The sequence below is a fragment of the Blastomonas aquatica genome (assembly GCF_014639875.1).
Lineage (GTDB): Bacteria > Pseudomonadota > Alphaproteobacteria > Sphingomonadales > Sphingomonadaceae > Blastomonas > Blastomonas aquatica.
On record NZ_BMGD01000003.1, the window covers coordinates 128,405 to 146,049 of the forward strand.

Annotated in this window: 18 protein-coding genes and 1 tRNA gene; 11 read left to right on the top strand and 8 right to left on the bottom strand. The window is 62.9% G+C overall.

What is annotated here, in order from left to right; genetic code table 11:
- The first annotated feature begins 117 nt into the window (after positions 1-117).
- The 11 genes from IEW00_RS08645 (at position 118) to IEW00_RS08690 (ending at position 8,950) form a co-directional block, all read left to right on the top strand.
- Positions 118-194: transfer RNA gene (locus IEW00_RS08645), tRNA-His, on the top strand.
- Between the two features lie 68 nt (positions 195-262).
- Positions 263-1,330, top strand: coding sequence for a Leu/Phe/Val dehydrogenase (locus tag IEW00_RS08650; protein ID WP_188514563.1), 1,068 nt, complete (start codon positions 263-265; stop codon positions 1,328-1,330).
- 226 nt (positions 1,331-1,556) lie between these two features.
- Positions 1,557-2,288: a heme ABC transporter permease CcmC gene (gene ccmC / locus IEW00_RS08655; protein ID WP_188514008.1), complete on the top strand. Its 732-nt coding sequence runs from the start codon at positions 1,557-1,559 to the stop codon at positions 2,286-2,288.
- Positions 2,285-2,413 (top strand): hypothetical protein, encoded by a 129-nt coding sequence (locus IEW00_RS17590; protein WP_268235806.1) that lies wholly within the window; start codon positions 2,285-2,287, stop codon positions 2,411-2,413. Before ccmC ends, IEW00_RS17590 begins: the two co-directional genes overlap by 4 nt.
- Before the next feature lie 28 nt (positions 2,414-2,441).
- Positions 2,442-2,894, top strand: coding sequence for a cytochrome c maturation protein CcmE (gene ccmE, locus IEW00_RS08660; RefSeq protein WP_188514009.1), 453 nt, complete (start codon positions 2,442-2,444; stop codon positions 2,892-2,894).
- Positions 2,891-4,870: a heme lyase CcmF/NrfE family subunit gene (locus IEW00_RS08665; protein ID WP_188514010.1), complete on the top strand. Its 1,980-nt coding sequence runs from the start codon at positions 2,891-2,893 to the stop codon at positions 4,868-4,870. The genes ccmE and IEW00_RS08665 overlap by 4 nt, the downstream gene beginning before the upstream one ends.
- Positions 4,871-4,883: 13 nt before the next feature.
- Complete coding sequence (locus IEW00_RS08670) at positions 4,884-5,411, top strand: DsbE family thiol:disulfide interchange protein (RefSeq protein ID WP_188514011.1); 528 nt, start codon at positions 4,884-4,886, stop codon at positions 5,409-5,411.
- Complete coding sequence (locus IEW00_RS08675) at positions 5,411-5,833, top strand: cytochrome c-type biogenesis protein (RefSeq protein WP_188514012.1); 423 nt, start codon at positions 5,411-5,413, stop codon at positions 5,831-5,833. Before IEW00_RS08670 ends, IEW00_RS08675 begins: the two co-directional genes overlap by 1 nt.
- Positions 5,833-6,513 (top strand): tetratricopeptide repeat protein, encoded by a 681-nt coding sequence (locus IEW00_RS08680; RefSeq protein WP_188514013.1) that lies wholly within the window; start codon positions 5,833-5,835, stop codon positions 6,511-6,513. The genes IEW00_RS08675 and IEW00_RS08680 overlap by 1 nt, the downstream gene beginning before the upstream one ends.
- Before the next feature lie 151 nt (positions 6,514-6,664).
- A complete protein-coding gene (locus tag IEW00_RS08685) occupies positions 6,665-8,638 on the top strand; it encodes a potassium transporter Kup (protein ID WP_229736915.1) in 1,974 nt (657 codons plus the stop codon).
- 12 nt (positions 8,639-8,650) lie between these two features.
- The gene (locus IEW00_RS08690) at positions 8,651-8,950 is read left to right on the top strand and encodes a putative quinol monooxygenase (protein ID WP_188514014.1); all 300 of its coding nucleotides are present in this window, start codon (positions 8,651-8,653) and stop codon (positions 8,948-8,950) included.
- A gap of 16 nt (positions 8,951-8,966) precedes the next feature.
- Here IEW00_RS08690 and IEW00_RS08695 read toward each other — a convergent pair whose 3' ends face one another.
- From IEW00_RS08695 to IEW00_RS08730, 8 genes are all read right to left on the bottom strand, one after another.
- Positions 8,967-9,887, bottom strand: coding sequence for a hypothetical protein (locus tag IEW00_RS08695; RefSeq protein ID WP_188514015.1), 921 nt, complete (start codon positions 9,885-9,887; stop codon positions 8,967-8,969).
- Positions 9,888-9,993: 106 nt separating this feature from the next.
- Complete coding sequence (locus IEW00_RS08700) at positions 9,994-10,968, bottom strand: NAD(P)H-dependent flavin oxidoreductase (RefSeq protein WP_188514016.1); 975 nt, start codon at positions 10,966-10,968, stop codon at positions 9,994-9,996.
- A 200-nt stretch (positions 10,969-11,168) separates the two neighbouring features.
- Complete coding sequence (leuA, locus tag IEW00_RS08705) at positions 11,169-12,833, bottom strand: 2-isopropylmalate synthase (protein ID WP_188514017.1); 1,665 nt, start codon at positions 12,831-12,833, stop codon at positions 11,169-11,171.
- A 284-nt stretch (positions 12,834-13,117) separates the two neighbouring features.
- Positions 13,118-13,786 (bottom strand): DUF2490 domain-containing protein, encoded by a 669-nt coding sequence (locus IEW00_RS08710; RefSeq protein WP_188514018.1) that lies wholly within the window; start codon positions 13,784-13,786, stop codon positions 13,118-13,120.
- A 133-nt stretch (positions 13,787-13,919) separates the two neighbouring features.
- Positions 13,920-14,543 carry a YceI family protein gene (locus IEW00_RS08715; protein ID WP_188514019.1) on the bottom strand — a complete coding sequence of 208 codons (624 nt, stop codon included), beginning with the start codon at positions 14,541-14,543 and terminating at the stop codon, positions 13,920-13,922.
- Positions 14,544-14,637: 94 nt separating this feature from the next.
- Positions 14,638-15,894, bottom strand: coding sequence for an adenosylmethionine--8-amino-7-oxononanoate transaminase (locus IEW00_RS08720; protein ID WP_188514020.1), 1,257 nt, complete (start codon positions 15,892-15,894; stop codon positions 14,638-14,640).
- Positions 15,891-16,508 (bottom strand): dethiobiotin synthase, encoded by a 618-nt coding sequence (gene bioD, locus IEW00_RS08725; RefSeq protein WP_188514021.1) that lies wholly within the window; start codon positions 16,506-16,508, stop codon positions 15,891-15,893. The genes IEW00_RS08720 and bioD overlap by 4 nt, the downstream gene beginning before the upstream one ends.
- Positions 16,505-17,641 carry an 8-amino-7-oxononanoate synthase gene (locus IEW00_RS08730; protein WP_373282632.1) on the bottom strand — a complete coding sequence of 379 codons (1,137 nt, stop codon included), beginning with the start codon at positions 17,639-17,641 and terminating at the stop codon, positions 16,505-16,507. The genes bioD and IEW00_RS08730 overlap by 4 nt, the downstream gene beginning before the upstream one ends.
- Positions 17,642-17,645: the final 4 nt, after the last annotated feature.

Sequence of the window (17,645 nt, forward strand, 5' to 3'; positions counted from 1 at the left end):
CATTTTCCCTTGCCATGAGGCCCTGCTTTGTAAGATAGCGAGCCGCGCCAATCGTTGCTTGACGATTGTCCCCGCGCGCTCCTAAGGGACGCCTCCGCGTGGCGTGTGCAGTGTGTGGCGACCGTAGCTCAGTTGGTTAGAGCGCCGGTTTGTGGTACCGGAGGTCGGGGGTTCGAGACCCCTCGGTCGCCCCATCTGCCCTGATTTGATGGCCTTGCAAGGCCACTTCCGCGTGCTGACCATCCTTGGGGGAATCGGACGCATGCAAAGCTATTGGGACCTGCCTGACTTCGACGAGCACGAAGCCGTGCAATATGTTCACGACCGCGCATCCGGCCTGTCGGCGATCATCGCCATCCATTCCACCAAGCTGGGCCCCGCAGGCGGCGGCACCCGTTTCTGGCATTATGCCGACAAGGGCCGCGCCATCACCGATGCGCTGCGCCTGTCGCGCGGCATGAGCTACAAGAACGCGATGGCTGGACTGCCCATGGGTGGCGGCAAGGCCGTGATCCTCGCCGATAGCGATCATCGCAAGACTCCCGAAATGCTCGCCGCGTTCGGCGACGCCATCCAGGCGCTGGGCGGCCGGTATGTGACCGCCGAGGATATCGGCATGTCCGATGCCGACATGGTTGCGATCTCGAAGCGGACCCGCTTTGTCTCGGGCCTGCCGGTCCAGCAGGAAGGTTCCGCCGGGGGCGACCCTGGACCGTTTACCGCCAATGGAATCTTCCAGGGCGTAAAGGCTGCGGTCCAGTTCAAGCTTGGCACCGACCGGTTGAAGGACGTCCGCATCGCGGTGCAGGGTACCGGCAGCGTCGGCGGCGGGCTGGCACGTCTGCTGGCATCCAAAGGCGCCGTGCTGACGCTCGCCGACGTCAATGCCGACCGCGCCCAAAGTCTCGCCGACGAGCTTGGCGCGCAGACCGTGTCTGCCGATCAGATTATGCAGGTCGAGGCCGATGTCTTCAGCCCCAACGCACTGGGTGCGATCCTAGATTCGGAAAGCATCGAGAAGCTCAACGTCAAAATCGTAGCGGGCGGCGCGAATAACCAGCTCGCCCGGCCGCACCACGCCGACATGCTGGTCGACCGCGATATTCTGTACGCGCCCGATTACGTGATCAACGCAGGCGGCATCATCTCGGTCGCGCTGGAATATTTCGCTGTCGCCGATGGCCGCACTGCGCAGGTGGATGAGGTTCTTGCCCGGCTGACCGGCATTCCCCAGCGGCTCACCGGCATCTGGCAGGAAAGCCGCAGCACCGGCCAGTCGCCCGCAGCGGTGGCCGACGCCATGGCACAGAAGCTGATCGGGCGGGGTTGAACAATCTCACTGTGCTTCTGCAAGCGGCCGGGAAATATTCCGACCGTATCTGAAGTGCGATTGCATTCACCCTCTGGAAAAACGCGGTAATACTCCCCAACTCAAGGTTCGATCCATCGGTACGACGCAAAATGCCTTGAGGCTGTGCGTGCATCGTGGCAACAAGGGCCGATGCCGATATCCCTCGGCGATCGACTGCTCTGGGAAGCTGACGCAACGCTCGCTCATGCATGGTTTTGCCAATCCTACGCGATTTCTGTCGATTGCCCGTCCGCTGACACCAGCGTTGATGGTGACCGGCGTGATCATGGTCGCGATCGCCCTGTTCCTCGGCCTGTTCAACGCGCCTGCCGATCGGCTGATGGGCGAGACAGTTCGGATTCTCTATATTCACGTGCCCGCCGCCTGGCTGGGAATGGCAGGCTGGACCAGCATTGCCATCGCCAGCCTGGTCGAGCTTGTCTGGCGGCACCCGCTGGCCGGTATCGCCGCGCGCGCCTCGGCACTGCCTGGCGCATTCTTTTGCGCGCTGTGCCTGGCGACCGGATCGATCTGGGCCCGCCCGACCTGGGGCACGTGGTGGGTATGGGATGGCCGGTTGACCTCGATGCTGGTGCTTTTGTTCCTGTATCTGGGATACATGGCCCTTGCCGATGCCAGCCAGAAGGATGCCGCTGCCGGACGCAATGGCACGGCCCGTGTCGCTGCGATCTTCGGGCTTGTGGGTGCGATCAACGTGCCCATCATCAACCGTTCGGTGGTGTGGTGGAACAGCCTGCACCAGCCCGCGAGCATCACGATGGGCAAGTCTGCGATCGACCCGGCGTTTCTGTGGCCGCTGGGAATGGCCGTCATCGGCTTCAGCCTGATCTTCGGGGCGATCATTTTGATGCGAATGCGCACCTTGCTGGCGGATATCCGGATCGAGGCGCGGATGCGCAGGCTGGCGGCAGCATGACCCAGTGGTCTTATGTGATTATGTCCTATGCGCTAGGCATAGGCGGCAGCATTGGCCTGATCGGCTATTGCTGGATGGCTTTGAAGCGCGCAGAAGCGCGGCTCGATGCGCTCAAGCGCAAGTGAACCGGACACACCCGACATGCCCAGCCCAATGAAAGCCAAACATCAGCGTCTCGTCCTGATCTCCATCGCCTTTATCGGCCTGTTGGCGGCGGGACTGATCGCGGCCTATGCGCTACGCGGCCAGGCAAGCTATTTCTACACACCCGGCGAACTCGCCGCTGCCGAGGTCGAACCCGGACAGGCCATCCGCCTCGGCGGGATGGTCCAGACCGGATCGATCAAGAAGCAGGCTGACGGTGTCACCATCGATTTCATCGTCGAAGACGGCAAGGGTACGGTCCCGGTGCGATTCTCGGGCATCACGCCTGCGCTGTTCGTCGAAGGATCGGGCGTCGTGGCCGAGGGCCGGATGGACCGTGCAGGATTCTTCGTGGCCGACAATCTGCTTGCCAAGCACGACGAGAACTACGTCCCGCGCGAGATGAAAGACATGACCAGCGCCGACGTCAAAAAGGTCGCGGGCACGGTGGCACAGCCATGATTGCAGAATTTGCGCTGGCGCTGCTGTGGCTGGCCGCCGCACTGGCTCTGTTGCAGCTGGGACTTGGCAGCTACGCATTGACCGTAAGGGGCGCGCAGTTTCTGCCCGCCGTTCGACCGGTTGCCGTCGCGCAGGGCGTGCTGGTGGCGGTGTCGTTCGCGCTGCTGATCGTCCTGTTCGTGCGCAGCGACCTTTCGGTCAAGCTGGTCGCAGCCAACAGCCATTCGCTCAAGCCCCTGATCTACAAGATTTCGGGAACTTGGGGGAACCATGAAGGCTCGATGCTGCTGTGGATCACCGTCATGGGTCTGGCCGGCGGGCTGATCGCGCTGCTGGAGCGCCGGTTGAACGATCGCACGTTGATCGCGACGCTGGCCGGGCAGGCCTTCGTCAGCCTGGGCTTCTATGCATTTTTGCTGTTTGCCTCCAATCCGTTCGAGCGGCTGAACCCTGCTCCGGCCGAAGGCAACGGCCTCAATCCGCTGCTGCAGGACCCCGGTCTCGCCTTCCATCCGCCGACGCTTTACATCGGCTATGTCGGGCTTTCGATCGCGTTTTCGTTCGCCATCGGTGCGATGGTGACGCGCGACGTCGGTCCAACCTTCGCCCGGGCCATGCGGCCATGGGTGCTGGGCGCGTGGATTTTCCTGACGCTCGGCATCGTCGCAGGTTCGTGGTGGGCGTATTACACGCTTGGCTGGGGCGGCTGGTGGTTCTGGGATCCCGTCGAGAACGCCTCGCTGATGCCCTGGCTTGCCGCCACCGCCTTGCTGCATTCGGTCAGCGTGCTGGCGACGCGTGGTGCGCTCAAGGCGTGGACCGTGATGCTCGCGGTAGTCGCGTTCTCGATGTCGATGGTCGGTACCTTCCTCGTGCGCTCGGGCATCCTGACCAGCGTGCACGCGTTTGCGGTCGATCCCGAGCGCGGCAGCTTCATCCTGGCGCTGCTCGCGATCTATATCGGCGGCGCGCTCGCCCTGTTCGGCCTGCGCGCCTCGACGGTGACCGAGGGCTCGCGCTTCCATCTGTTCAGCCGCGAAGGCGCGCTGGTGATGAACAACGTGCTGCTGGTCGGCATTCTGGGCATCGTGCTGATGGGTACGCTCTATCCGCTGGTGACCGAAGCGTTCGGCACCAAGGTCTCGGTTGGACCACCGTACTTCAACCCGGTGAGCGCGATCTTCGTGTTCCCGATGCTGGTGATCATGGCGGTCGGCCCGCTGATGCGCTGGCGCCAGGACAACGGCAAGAAACTGATCAATCTGATGGCGGCGCCTGCTCTCGCTTTGGCGGTGGCGCTGGCGCTGGTGGTGCTGTTTGCCGGCGACATCGCCATCCTGCCGCTGCTGGGGCTGATCTTCGCCGCAGGGCTTGCGGTGGCCAGCATTCTGCCGCTTTGGAAGCGTAACCTGCGCCGCACGCCTGCGCACATCTATGGCATGGTGCTCGCGCATCTGGGTATTGCCGTGGCGCTCGCGGGTATGGCTGCCGAGTCCGCGTTCAACACCGAAAAGCTTGTTGCCAGCGAAATCGGCCAGACCCACACGGTCGGACCGTGGTCGATCGAGCTACAGGGAATCGACCCCATTGCTGGGCCGAACTGGACCGCGCTCGAGGCACGGCTTGTCACCCGCTATGGCGACAGCGCTACGCAGACCGTGATGAACCCGCAGTCGCGGATGTTCTCGTCTCCGCCGACCGCAACCAGCCATGCTGCGCTGCTGACGCGGTGGAACGGTCAGCTGTATGTCGTGCTGGGTGAAGAGGGCGATGATGGCCGCTGGCAGCTGCGGCTGTGGTGGAAGCCGTTCGTGCCTTTGATCTGGTATGGCGGGCTGCTGATCGGGCTGGGGGGCATCCTGGCGCTGGTCGGCCGTACCGCGCGCGATCTGCGCCGCAAGGACCAGCCCGAATATGAACCGGTGGCCGCGCCTGCCGATCCCAAGCCCGTCGGAGGCCGCGAGGCCCTGGCATGAAGCACGTCCTATCATGAAGCATTGGGCCATCTGGTTGCCGCTCGCGGTGTTCGGCGTGTTGTTCGCGTTGTTCGCGACGGGGCTGATCGCGCCGGGTGATCGCACCATTGTCTCGCAGATGATCGGCAAGCCATTGCCCGCGTTCGATCTGCCACAGGCGGTGCCGGATCGCCCTGCCGTGACCCGCGCCAATTTCACCGATGGCAAACCCAAGCTGCTCAACGTGTTTGCCAGCTGGTGCGTGCCCTGCGTTGCCGAAGCCCCCTATCTGCAGCAGCTTGCCGATGTCGGGGTCGAGATCAACGGTGTTGCGATCCGCGATCGCGGCCCTGACGTGCAGGCGTTTCTCGCGCGCAACGGCAACCCCTATGCGCGGATCGGATCCGACGACGTGAGCAAGATCCAGTTCGACCTGGGCTCGTCGGGCGTGCCCGAGACCTTCGTCATCGATGGCAAGGGGATGATCACCTATCAGCATATCGGCGATATCCGAGCCGAGCATGTGCCGGTGATCCTCGAGAAGCTGAAGGAAGCGCAGTGATGCGCGGCTTTCTGCTCCTTTTGGTCGCGCTGCTTGCGCAACCCGTCGCCGCACAGGATTCGCTTCCGCCCGCGCCTTATGCCTATAAGCAGCTCGACGACCCCGCGAAGGAAAAGTCCGCGCAGGATCTGATGATGACGCTGCGCTGCCTGACGTGCCAGAGCCAGTCGATTGCCGACTCCGATGCGGCGATGGCGGGCGACATGCGCCACCAGGTGCGCAGCCGGATCGAGGCAGGTGAAGACCCTGAGGCGATCCGCTCCTGGCTGATCGAGCGTTATGGCGATTGGGTATCCTATCAACCGCAGGTGACCGCGATGACCTGGCCGCTGTTTGCCGCGCCGGTCATTTTGTTGCTGTTTGCGGCATTCATCGTGCGCAAACGTTTTGGCAGGGCCAAGCCGACCGGAGAGAAGAGCTGATGGCCTGGGGAAGCGTTCTGTTGGTGGCGGTCGCCGTCATGGCGGGCATGATCTGGCTGGGCAAGATGCCGCGCAAGGCGTGGGAACTTTCCGCCGCGGCGCTGTTCTTGGGGATTGCAGGCTATGCCTGGCAGGGGCAGCCTTCGCTGGCTGGATCGCCTAAGGAGCCTGTCGAAAAGCTCGGCATGTTCGACGAGGACCTCGCCAAGCAGCGCGATGAGATGGGCGGCAATTTCGGCAATGCGCGTGCCTGGCTGGTGCTCGCCGATAGCCAGAGCCGGCAAGGCAAGTTTGCTACCGCAGCCACCGCACTGAGCAAGGGGCTGGAAACCTTTCCCGAGGACGCCGATCTGTGGGTCGCTTTGGGCAACGCGCTTGTCGGCCACAGCAACGGGCTTTTGACGCCGGCATCGCAGTTTGCCTATCAGAAGGCGGCGACCCTTGCTCCCGACCATCCCGCACCACCGTTTTTCCTAGGGCTGGCGCTGGCGACATCGGGCCAGTTGCAGCAGGCTCGTGCGATCTGGGGCGAGTTGCTTGAGCGCTCGCCACCCGACGCCGAGTGGCGCGAAGACCTCACCACACGACTCGCCACGATCGATGCGCTGATCGCCCAGCAGAGCGGTGCGCCCGCGCCGGGCATGCCCGGATCGGTTCCGACCGCCCCTACAGCCAACTAAGGCACTGAATAGCAACAACAATTGCCGGTCAGCGATTATATTGCACCGCGTCATGGGCCATGCTAATCCGCTGGCCATTGCCGATTTGGCGATAGGCGAAAGGGAACGATGAACGCGGGTTGCCTGGCTGCACGCGTTCGCACACTGCCCGATGATTACAGACACTCCTTCAGAAACGCCTCCCACGCAGCCGTCAGCCGGTTCGGTGGCGGGCGAACAGGTCGCACAACAACCCGGCAACGGCGATACGCACAGCAGTTCGGTCGCCTTGCTGGCGTTCGGCGCGATCGGCATCGTGTTTGGCGACATCGGCACAAGCCCGATCTACGCCTTCCGTGAGACGTTCGCCGGGCACCACCCGCTGACCCCGGATCCCGAACATATCTTTGGCGTCGTCAGCCTGATCTTCTGGTCGATGACTCTCGTTGTCGGCGTGCAATATGTCAGCATATTGATGCGCGCCGACAATAAAGGGCAGGGCGGCAGTCTCGCGCTTGTCGCGCTGATTTCGCGCAGTATCGGCCGCACCAGCTATGGCTGGCTGCTGATCCTGCTGGGCGTGTTCGCGACGGCCTTGTTCTACGGCGACAGCATGATCACCCCTGCGATTTCGGTGCTGTCGGCGGTCGAAGGGCTGACCGTGGTCAATCCCGGGCTGCAGCCCTTGGTGATCCCAATCGCGGTCGGCCTGCTGGTGTTTCTGTTCTTTATCCAGTCGCGAGGCACCGCCAAGATCGGGACGTTGTTTGCGCCGATCATGGTGTTGTATTTCGTCACCATCACGGTGCTGGGCATTTATCAAATCGTGTTCAACCCCGAGATCCTGCTCGCGCTGAACCCCTGGTATGCCGTGCGGTTCTTCATCAACGATGGCTGGTTCGCGTTTCTGGCGCTCGGCTCGGTCGTGCTGGCGGTGACCGGGGCGGAGGCGCTGTACTCCGACATGGGGCATTTTGGGCGCGGTCCGCTGCGGCTGTCATGGTTCGGCTTTGTGATGCCTGCGCTGTTGATCAACTATTTCGGTCAGGGCGCAATGATCATCGGGATGGGCCCTGCCGAGGCTATCGAGACGATCAAGAACCCGTTCTTCCTGCTGGCACCCGAAATGCTGCGACTGCCGCTGGTGCTGCTGGCGACGGCTGCGACCTTCATAGCCAGCCAGGCGGTGATCTCGGGCGCATTCTCGATCACCCATCAGGCGATCCAGCTGGGCTATATTCCTCGCCTGTCGATCAAGCACACCAGCGCATCGGAAAGCGGCCAGATCTACATTCCGCTGATCAACTGGGTGTTGATGATCGCCGTGATCCTGCTGGTGCTGACCTTCCAGAGCTCGAGCAACCTGGCCGCAGCCTATGGCATCGCGGTCACCGGTGCGATGCTGATCGACACCTGCCTGATGGCGGTGTTGCTGATCGCGATGTGGAAATGGAAATTGTGGATGGCGATCCCGGTCATCATCACCTTCGTGGTGGTCGATGGCGCCTATTTCCTCGCCAATGCGACCAAGATTCCCGATGGCGGCTGGTTCCCGCTGGTCATCGGTGCATTCACCTTCACGCTGCTCACCACCTGGGCGCGCGGACGCAATCTGATGCGCGAGACGATGATCGAAAGCGCGTTGCCGATCGAGGTTTTCGTCAAGTCGGCACAAGGATCGGCTACCCGGGTCAAGGGCACGGCGATCTTCATGGCATCGGCGACCACGGGCGTTCCGACCGCGCTGCTGCACAACATGAAGCACAACAAGGTGATCCATGAGCGCGTCGTCATCCTGACGGTGCAGATCATGGAAGTGCCGTATGTGACAGAGGCCAACCGCTTCCAGGTTGAAAGCCTGGGCCATGGCTTCTACCGGATGATCCTGCGCTATGGCTTCATGCAATCGACCGACGTTCCCGCCGCGCTCAAGGACGTGAAGGAGCTGTGCGGCGGCAAGTTCGAGATGCTGCAGACCAGTTTCTTCCTTTCGCGCCAGACGTTGCTCACCGCTGAACGCCCGGGAATGCCGGTATGGCGCGAGAAGATCTTCGCGTGGATGCTGCGCAACTCGGCAAGCCCGATGGAGTTCTTCAACCTGCCCTCGAACCGCGTGGTTGAACTGGGCAGCCAGCTGGAAATCTGAAGGAGCGCGGCGATGATCGTGATTGCAGGCCATTACCGGTTCCCGCCCGAGCATCTGCCGGCGATCGAGCCCGCGATGGCGACCATGATCGCAGCCAGCCGCGCCGAGCCGGGCTGCGTGCATTATGCGTTTTCGCACGATGTGATCGAACCCGGTCTTATCCGCGTCAGCGAATGCTGGGTCGATCAGGCCGCGTTCGATGCCCATGCCGCCAGCGCGCATATGGCGCAGTGGCGGGCCGCAGGCGCGGTACATGGAATCCATGACCGCACGATCACGGCTTATGAGGCGACGGCCGCCCGTCCGCTCTGATCGCCCAACCTGACGGTTATCGGGCCTCGCAGCGCAATGTGATCATGCGCTGCTGCATATCGTAGACCAGCGCCGAGCAGCCCTGCAGAAACCTTCGCCCGGCCACGATGCGCAGGTCGACCTTCTTGTCCTTCTTGCCCACCACGACAATCTCATCCGAATCTGCGCCATCGCCACCTTCGGCTGCAATCCCCGAAGCATCGCCATAATCGCTATAGCGGACATCGACGTTGGTGAGCTGCGCAGGGCCCAGCGGTACCGGCTTTGACAGCGTCATTGCGCGTGTCGGCCGCGTGATCCCATAATAGATCAGGGTCTGTTTGGGCTCGCCAGTGAACTTGCCATCGCGCTTTTGGGCAAGCCAGTTGCCGGTGGGCGCGCTGGCCAGTGTCTCATTGCGTTGCAGGCTGAACTGAAAGCGAAGCTTTTCCCCTTCAAGATCGATCGTTGTGCCGACACCCAAGCGGCCCAAAAACCCGAAATTGTCGAGCGCGAGCTGGTAATTCTTCTCGGTGGGCGAAGGATTGCCAAGAAGGAACTTGATGCGCTTGTACGGCAGCGAAGCCGGGCTGATCGTACCGTCTGCGAGGCTGGACGAGGCGCGGTCAGCCCAGAAGATGCGCTGGTTCTTTTCCCCCGCGCCATAATCCACCTTGTGGATGGCGGAGTTGCCGTTGACGCGCTCGGAGCCCACCATGCTGCGAAACGCCAGCATCCCGGGTTTCAGGCCCAGCCGCACGGCTGCTTCGGGGTTGAGTGTCGGGGCATCGGCGGCCTCGGGCCTGACCTCGAGCCGCAACGCCTCACCGTTGATGGTAACATCGATGATGTTATCGCCGCTCAGGACCAGCTCTTCGGGCAATTGAGGACCAGGTTTGGCAAGCACCGCGCTGGAACAGGCCACAGACAGTAGCACAACCATGCCAAAAGCACGCATATCCAAAGCCCCCTTAAATCCCCAGCACCGCGCGGTTGAGGCGATGTTATCGCACCTCAAGCTGAACGGCGGCTGACCTGGCAGAAGGCCAGATGCAAAGGCGCAATCAGTATTGCGATCGTGCCAGCAGCGATTCCTTGGCCGCGTTGTATTCCCGGGTCAGGCGGCCGACCATGTCGGCGACGGTATCGACCTTGTCGACCGCGCCGATACCCTGTCCGCTGCCCCAGATGTCACGCCAGGCCTTGGCTTCGGTGTTGCCACCCGAACCGAAGTTCATCGTGCTGTAGTCGCCCTTGGGGAGGTTGTCGGGATCGAGCCCGGCGTTGACGATCGACTGGCGCAGATAGTTGCCCGAAACGCCGGTGAACAGGTCCGAATAAACGATGTCCGATGCCTTGCCCTCGACGATTCCATTCTTGTAGCCATCGTCGGCGCGCGCTTCGGCCGTGGCGATAAACGCCGAGCCGATATACGCAAAGTCCGCGCCCATCGCCTGTGCAGCCAGGATCGCTGCGCCGCTGGCGATCGATCCCGACAATGCCACCGGCCCGGTGAACCACTGACGGATTTCCTGCATCAGCGCGAAGGGCGAGATCGTGCCTGCATGCCCGCCGGCACCGGCTGCAACCGGGATCAGGCCGTCAGCGCCCTTTTCCACGGCCTTGCGGGCGAAGCGATCGTTGATGACGTCGTGCATGGTGATGCCGCCCCAGTCGTGCACCGCCTTGTTCAGGTCTTCGCGCGCACCCAGCGAGGTGATCACCATCGGCACCTGCCACTTGGCGCAGGTCATCAGGTCGGCCTCGAGCCGATCGTTCGACTTGTGGACGATCTGGTTGACCGCATAGGGCGCGGCGGGCGCGTCGGGGTTGGCACGATTATATTCGGCCAGTTCCTCGGTGATCTGGTGAAGCCATTCGTCGAGCTGTGCCTGCGGGCGCGCGTTCAACGCAGGGAACGATCCGATCACGCCCGCCTTGCATTGCGCAATGACAAGCTCGGGTCCGGAAATGATGAAGAGCGGCGACCCGATGACGGGCAGGCGCAGTTTGTCGCAAAGCGGGGATGGCATTGTCATGGGCGCGACATTACCCATGGTTCATCGGCTGTCCAGAGGCATTTTTAACCAGACGATTAAGTTTTGAATGAAAACGGCTAACTGCATAGATATAAACCCGTTCTCCGGCGAAAGCCGGAGTCCAGGAGCGAGATTGTTCTGTAACCGCCCTGAATTCCGGCTTTCGCCGGAAAACGAAGAAGGTGCGAATCTGAGCGGCTTCAAATCCCCTCGAGCGCGCTCAGCACCGCCTTGATCGACGCGGTAGCAACATCCTCGTCCACGCCCACGCCGAAGCAGGGCGATCGGCCGTCGATTGCGCACTCGACATAAGCCGCCGCGCGCGCCTTCGACCCCGCACCGATGGCGTGCTCGCGGTAATCGGCGATGTCTATGGCGATACCCAGCGCGGCAGACAGCGCATCGACCACGCCCGATATCAGCCCGTTGCCACGACCGCTGACCGGAATTTCTTGACCGTCCGCGATAATGCGTCCGACGAACAGCCGGTCGTTCCCCGCCTTGCGCTCCTCATAATCGACAAGCTGGTATTTGCCCCGACCATCGAGCCGGTAGCGGGTCTGGAACGCCTGCCAGATGTCGGATGAGGACAATTCCATGCTCTTGGCGTCGGCGAGCGCCTGCACTGTCTTGCTGAAATCGGCCTGCAGCCTTTTGGGCAGCTTCAATCCCTGGTCCTGCTCGAGCACCCAGGCGACGCCGCCCTTGCCCGACTGCGAGTTGACCCTGATCACCGCCTCGTACGACCGTCCGATATCGGCGGGGTCGAGCGGCAGATAGGGGACCTGCCAGTACTCGTCGTTGCGCTTTTCCTGCGCGGCAAAGCCCTTCTTGATCGCATCCTGATGGCTGCCCGAAAACGCGGTGAACACCAGTTCGCCCGCATAGGGGTGCCGCTCGGGCACTTTCAATTGGTTGCAATATTCCACCGTCTTGACGATCTCGTCCATGTCCGAGAAGTCGAGACCGGGATGCATCCCTTGCGTGTACATATTGAGGCCCAGCGCGACGAGATCGACATTGCCGGTGCGTTCGCCATTGCCGAAGAGGCAGCCCTCGATCCGGTCCGCGCCCGCCATCAGGCCGAGTTCGGCCGCCGCGATGCCCGATCCGCGATCATTGTGCGGATGCAGGCTGATCACCACGCAATCGCGCCTGCTGATGTTGCGGCACATCCACTCGATCTGGTCGGCATAGATATTGGGGCTCGAGGCTTCGACCGTTGCGGGCAGGTTGAGGATCAGCGGCTTTTGCGGATTCGGCTGCAAGACCTCCATCACCGCCTCGCAGACCTCGAGGCTGAAATCGAGTTCGGCGGTGGAGAAGGTTTCAGGGCTGTATTCGAAATGCCAGTCGGTCTCGGGGTATTTCGCCGCCTGCTCCATAAGGATGTTGGCGCCCTCGACCGCGATCGCCTTGACGCCTGCGCGGTCGAGCCCGAAAACCACCTCGCGCCAGGCGGGCGAGACGGCGTTGTACAGGTGGACGATCGCGCGGTGGACGCCGGCGAGGCTCTCGAAGGTCTTTTCGATCAGGTCGCGGCGTGACTGGGTGAGCACCTGCACAGTGACATCATCGGGAATCTTGCCGCCATCGACCAGCCCGCGAATGAAATTGAACTCGGTCTCGCCGGCAGAAGGAAAGCCGACCTCGATCTCCTTGAGACCAATCTTGACCAGCAGATCGAAGAAGCGCTGCTTCTTGGCAGCGTCCATCGGATCAATCAGTGCCTGGTTGCCGTCGCGCATATCGGTCGACAGCCAGCGCGGCGGGGCGGTGATCACCGCGTCGGGCCAGGTGCGGCCCGGCAGATCGACACGCGGGAAGGATCGGTATTTTTGCGAAGGATCGGTGAGCATCGGCATGGCTGAAGGGCGCCCCTGACTGTTTGATGGTGCGATAAGGGTGGCCAGCAAACAGCGCAACCGGTGATCGGCGCTGAGCGTGCTGGCAGGTGGAAAAGCCCTTAGGCGTGGCGCGCCGCATCGGCGCACACGGTCGGTACACGCCTAAGGGCGTGTAAGTCGCAGTCCAAGAAGGAGGGCCGATCCGGTCATAATGGCATCGTCATTGCGCGAACAAGGCAATATGCGCAACAAAAAAATGGCATCGATAGGCGTCTGCGTCGGAAGCGGGTTGTCCGTCCCCGTCAGAAAGTCGCGAATAGGTTGACGTTGAAGGTATGATCAGCCCGGTCCTGCCCGTCGCGCACCACGTATTGGTTGAGATATCCTGGGACCACTTCCACGCCCTTCGCCAGCGGGACCGAAACACCGACGAAATTGCGCCAAATCGATAGGCCGCCCCGCTGCACGCCGGTTCGGTCAAGGTCCACGAACGGCTCGGTATACGCAGCGATCTTGTTGTGCCGGGTGATGGGTACGCGCACCTGCACGAACTGCCGCAGACGCCACGCAGTACCGCCACGTTCGACGAAGGTGCGCTGTTCCAGCCGGGTGCGAGAATCGAGCGTCAGGCCGCCTTCGGTCGAAATCAGCCTGACATTGAACTCCTGGTAAAAACGGTGCTCGTTCAGCTCGGCCGGACCGACAGGATTGGTGCGGACATAGGCATAGCCAGCGCCGATGTTCACGTCCTTGCTCAGTCGATAGCCGACCAGCGAGCGCAGCAGCAGTTGTCCCAACCGGTCGGCGTCGTTGGTGAAACGCTCCTGCGCTTCGAGCCTAATGTAGACGTCATCGCTCGCGTTGATCGTTGCGAACTGGCCGAGCCAGATGTTGAAATCATCCTCGGTGGCCGAGGCCGGCGAGACCAGTAGAGCAGAACCGACGGCGCAGCAGAGCAAGCGCGATAACATGGAATTTGTCTTCTTGTGGGAGGATGACGCTGGACCAAACGGCCAGCACGGCCAAAACGCGTCTCCGCAGGCCGCAGTGTATATATAGACATATATTCTCTCCCCGGCACACGGCCGGGGAGAGAATTGCGCCTTACTTCTTTTCGAACGCCACAGTGATGTCGAGTTCGACTTCGTCGCTGATCATCGGCAGCGCATAGTTCACGTTGAAATCGCTGCGCTTGATCGTCGTCTTGGCATGAAAGCCGACGGTTTCCTTCTTGTTGAAAGGATTGGCGCCCGCGCCCGAAAACTCGGTGTCGAGCACGACCGGCTTGGTGACGCCGTTGAGCGTCAGGTCACCGGTGATCTTGGCGGTGTTGCCGGTCGCCGCGACGCTGGTCGAAACAAAGCGGGCGTCGGCAGGCGACGAACCAAAGAAATCAGGCTGGCCGCCATCCTTGCCGGCGCGCAAAAGGTGCTCGGTCAGGCCCTTGCTGGCGGTGGTCACCTTTGACACCGGAATGGTAATGTCCACTTTGGCAGTAGAGGGGTTGGCAGGATCAATCTCGAGCGTGCCGGTCGCATCGCCGAAGATGCCGAAATAGTCGTTGAAGCCGAAATGGCTGACGCGCCAGCCGATCAGCGTGTGGCCGGGGTCGGTGGCATAGGAGCCTGCGGTGACACGGCTGGCGTCCAACTGGCCGGGAACCTGGGTGCCCTGGCCGATCAGCGGGGTGGCGGCAACAAGGGCGAGAATCGCGAGGGCTTTGCGCATTGGGGGATACTCCTGACAGACGGTGGGGATAATGCGCGTGAAGTTGGGTTCCGCAGTCGCGCGAGTCAATCGTTGATGCGTACGCGACGAGAATTCACCGCGTGCCGGCGTCCATGCCTGCGCGTACCACCGCATACACATCGCTCAACTGCTCGGCGGTCATGCAATAGGGCGGCATGACATAGACGGTGTTGCCCAAGGGGCGGATCAGCACGCCGTTTGCCCGGCCCCATGCGGCCAGATGCACCGCCCAGCTGGACAGATAGCCATTTCCACCGGCGGCGATATCAAACGCTGCGATCGTCCCGCATTGCCGGGTACTGGCGACCAGCGGATGATCGGCCATGGCTTGCAGCTCGGCCGCCTGAAACGCCGCCAGGTCGTCGATCCGCTGCTGGACCGGTTCGTCCGCCCAGATCGCCAGATTAGCCACCGCGGCAGCACATGCGAGCGGGTTGGCGGTATAGCTGCTCGAGTGGAAAAAGCAGTCGGCGCGGTCCTGCGACCAGTGCGCCATGAAGATCGGCTCGCTCGCCAGTGTCACCGCCAACGGCACCGACCCACCTGTCAGGCCCTTGGAGAGGCACAGGATATCGGGGATCACACCCGCCTGCTCGCATGCCAGCAGCGTTCCGGTACGCCCCCAGCCGGTCATCACCTCATCAGCGATGAACAGCACATCATGGCGGGTACAGATCGCGGCCATTTGCGCGAGCACGGACGGCGGGTACATCAGCATCCCGCCTGCGCCCAACACCAGCGGCTCGACAATGAACGCTGCGGCACCCTCGCGGCACGCCACGTCGAGCGCGTCGAGCGTCGCCTGCTCGGCTCCGGAGGTAGGGAAAGGGATGCTGGTCACATCGAACAGCAATGGAGCATAAGGTTTGTTGAACACTCCCCGCGCGCCGACCGACATCGCGCCGATGGTGTCGCCATGATAGCTGTGCTCCATCACGACGATCTTGTGACGATCAACCTTTCGGTTATGCCAATAGCCCAGCGCCATCTTCAGCGCGACCTCGACCGCAGTCGAGCCGGAGTCGCTGAAGAACACGCGGGTGAGCGGCTCGGGCGTGATCTCGATCAACCCGCGCGCCAGCGCTTCGGCGGGCTCGTGCGTCCATCCGGCAAAGATGATCTGGTCGAGGTTCTCGGTCTGGTCGCGGATCGCGGCCATGATGCGCGGGTGCGCGTGGCCGTGCGTTGTGACCCACCAGCTCGAGATCGCATCGAGCCACTGACGGCCGTCGGCGCCATGCAGCACCGCGCCTTGCCCGCGCGCGATCAGCGGGATGTCCTCACCCAGCCCGTGCTGGGTGAAGGGATGCCAGACGGGGGAGGGCGTCATATGAAATCCGCCAGATCGAACCCGTCGGTGAACCCTGCGGCGAGCGTCTGCGGGGTCAGCGTGTCGAGCCGGGCAAGGCGGCCCAAGCGGCGGACATTGCCGATGGTAGCGATAGTCTCTTCGCTATCGGGCATCGCATCGCCGATGAACGCGATGCCGTGGATCGGCACGCCGCGCGCGCGCAGCGCCTCTATGGTCATCAGGCTGTGGTTGATCGTGCCCAACGCGGTGCGCGCGCAGACGATCACCGGGATCCGCCAGCGCGCGAAGACATCGGCGTACAGCACCGCCCTTGTGACCGGCACCAGCGCGCCGCCTGCGCCCTCGATCACCAAGGGCGCATCGACATCAGGCGGTGTCAGCGCATCGGGATCGATCTCGACGCGGTCGATCTCGGCGGCCAGATGCGGCGAGGCGGGGGTGACCAGCCGCCAGGCTTCGGGGAGCGTCGATGCGGGCACCATGCGTTCGACGAAGCCGGTGTCGGTCTCGCCCTCAAGGCCAGACTGGATCGGCTTCCAATAGCGCGCACGCAAAGCCTGGACGAGGGCGGCGCTGAACACCGACTTGCCGATATCGGTGTCGGTTCCTGTAACAACAAAGCGGGGTTTCATGCGGGGATCATGATCCTGTCGAGTGATTCGGCCAGCGCGCCGATATCACCCATCGACACGTTGCGGGTAATGGAAATGCGCAGCCGCGCGGTGCCCTGCGGCACGGTGGGCGGGCGGATGCCGCGAATGTCGAAGCCCTGGCGCTGCAGGCTGGCCGCGATCTTCATGGTGCGCGCATCGTCGCCGATGATCACGGGCAGGATCTGCGTGTCAGATGGCGCGGTGCCCAACCGGGGGGCGAGCAGGCGGCGCGCTTCGGCGACGCGGGCGAACAGATCGTCTCGCCAGTCGTCATGGCCAGCGACCAGCGTTAGCGCCCGGCGTACCATATGTGCGACCAGCGGCGAGGGCGCGGTCGAGAAGACGAGGGGGCGGGCGCGGTTGATAAGGAAATCGGTCACCACGTTGGGAGCGCAAATCAGCGCGCCTTCGCAGCCCAAGGCTTTGCCACAGGTGTGCAGGGTGATGACGTTCGGCTGGCCGGCAAGACCGTGCGCAAGTCCGGCACCGCCGGGTCCGAACACGCCGGTGGCATGCGCTTCGTCAATTACCAGCGCAGCATCGTGCCGAGCCGCCACCTGTGCCAGATCGGCCAGCGGGGCGCAGTCGCCATCCATGCTGTAGAGACTTTCGACCGCGATCCAGGCGCGCCCGGTGCCGCCTGCGTCACGCCAGCCGGCGATGACATCCTCGAACGCCTGTGCGTCATTGTGAGCCGCAGGGCGGCATTCTGCGCGGCCCAGCCTCATCCCGTCATGCGCGCTCGCGTGGATCAGACTATCGTGCACCACCAGATCGCCGCGCTGGGGCAGCGCGGCGAACAATGCTGCGTTGGCAGCAAAGCCGGTGGCAAAGAACAAGGCGGCCTCAGAGCCGAAATGCGTCGCGGCATCGGCTTCCAGCGCTTCGTGCGCCGGATGGTTGCCACGCAGCAGCCGCGATCCGCCTGATCCAGCAGGCAGGCCGAGCGCCATGGCTTCGCGCAAGGCATCGTGCAGCAGGGTCGATCCCGCCAGCCCGAGGTAATCGTTCGAGGCGAAGTCCTTGCCTTCCCGGGGACCAAGCGCACGCAGCCTCGAATCCCTTTTCAGGGATTCGAGTTGCGCTGCATGATCCTCGAAAATCGGCGTGATCAAA

Coding starts and splice junctions, on each gene's coding strand:
- IEW00_RS08665 (WP_188514010.1), top strand. CDS start 2,891: ATGATTGCAGAATTTGCGCTGGCGCTGCTGTGGCTGGCCGCCGCACTG.
- IEW00_RS08685 (WP_229736915.1), top strand. CDS start 6,665: ATGATTACAGACACTCCTTCAGAAACGCCTCCCACGCAGCCGTCAGCC.
- IEW00_RS08680 (WP_188514013.1), top strand. CDS start 5,833: ATGGCCTGGGGAAGCGTTCTGTTGGTGGCGGTCGCCGTCATGGCGGGC.
- IEW00_RS08720 (WP_188514020.1), bottom strand. CDS start 15,894: ATGACGCCCTCCCCCGTCTGGCATCCCTTCACCCAGCACGGGCTGGGT.
- leuA (WP_188514017.1), bottom strand. CDS start 12,833: ATGCCGATGCTCACCGATCCTTCGCAAAAATACCGATCCTTCCCGCGT.
- ccmC (WP_188514008.1), top strand. CDS start 1,557: ATGCATGGTTTTGCCAATCCTACGCGATTTCTGTCGATTGCCCGTCCG.
- ccmE (WP_188514009.1), top strand. CDS start 2,442: ATGAAAGCCAAACATCAGCGTCTCGTCCTGATCTCCATCGCCTTTATC.
- IEW00_RS08715 (WP_188514019.1), bottom strand. CDS start 14,543: ATGCGCAAAGCCCTCGCGATTCTCGCCCTTGTTGCCGCCACCCCGCTG.
- IEW00_RS08650 (WP_188514563.1), top strand. CDS start 263: ATGCAAAGCTATTGGGACCTGCCTGACTTCGACGAGCACGAAGCCGTG.
- IEW00_RS08670 (WP_188514011.1), top strand. CDS start 4,884: ATGAAGCATTGGGCCATCTGGTTGCCGCTCGCGGTGTTCGGCGTGTTG.
- IEW00_RS08675 (WP_188514012.1), top strand. CDS start 5,411: ATGCGCGGCTTTCTGCTCCTTTTGGTCGCGCTGCTTGCGCAACCCGTC.
- IEW00_RS17590 (WP_268235806.1), top strand. CDS start 2,285: ATGACCCAGTGGTCTTATGTGATTATGTCCTATGCGCTAGGCATAGGC.
- IEW00_RS08695 (WP_188514015.1), bottom strand. CDS start 9,887: ATGCGTGCTTTTGGCATGGTTGTGCTACTGTCTGTGGCCTGTTCCAGC.
- IEW00_RS08690 (WP_188514014.1), top strand. CDS start 8,651: ATGATCGTGATTGCAGGCCATTACCGGTTCCCGCCCGAGCATCTGCCG.
- bioD (WP_188514021.1), bottom strand. CDS start 16,508: ATGAAACCCCGCTTTGTTGTTACAGGAACCGACACCGATATCGGCAAG.
- IEW00_RS08700 (WP_188514016.1), bottom strand. CDS start 10,968: ATGACAATGCCATCCCCGCTTTGCGACAAACTGCGCCTGCCCGTCATC.
- IEW00_RS08710 (WP_188514018.1), bottom strand. CDS start 13,786: ATGTTATCGCGCTTGCTCTGCTGCGCCGTCGGTTCTGCTCTACTGGTC.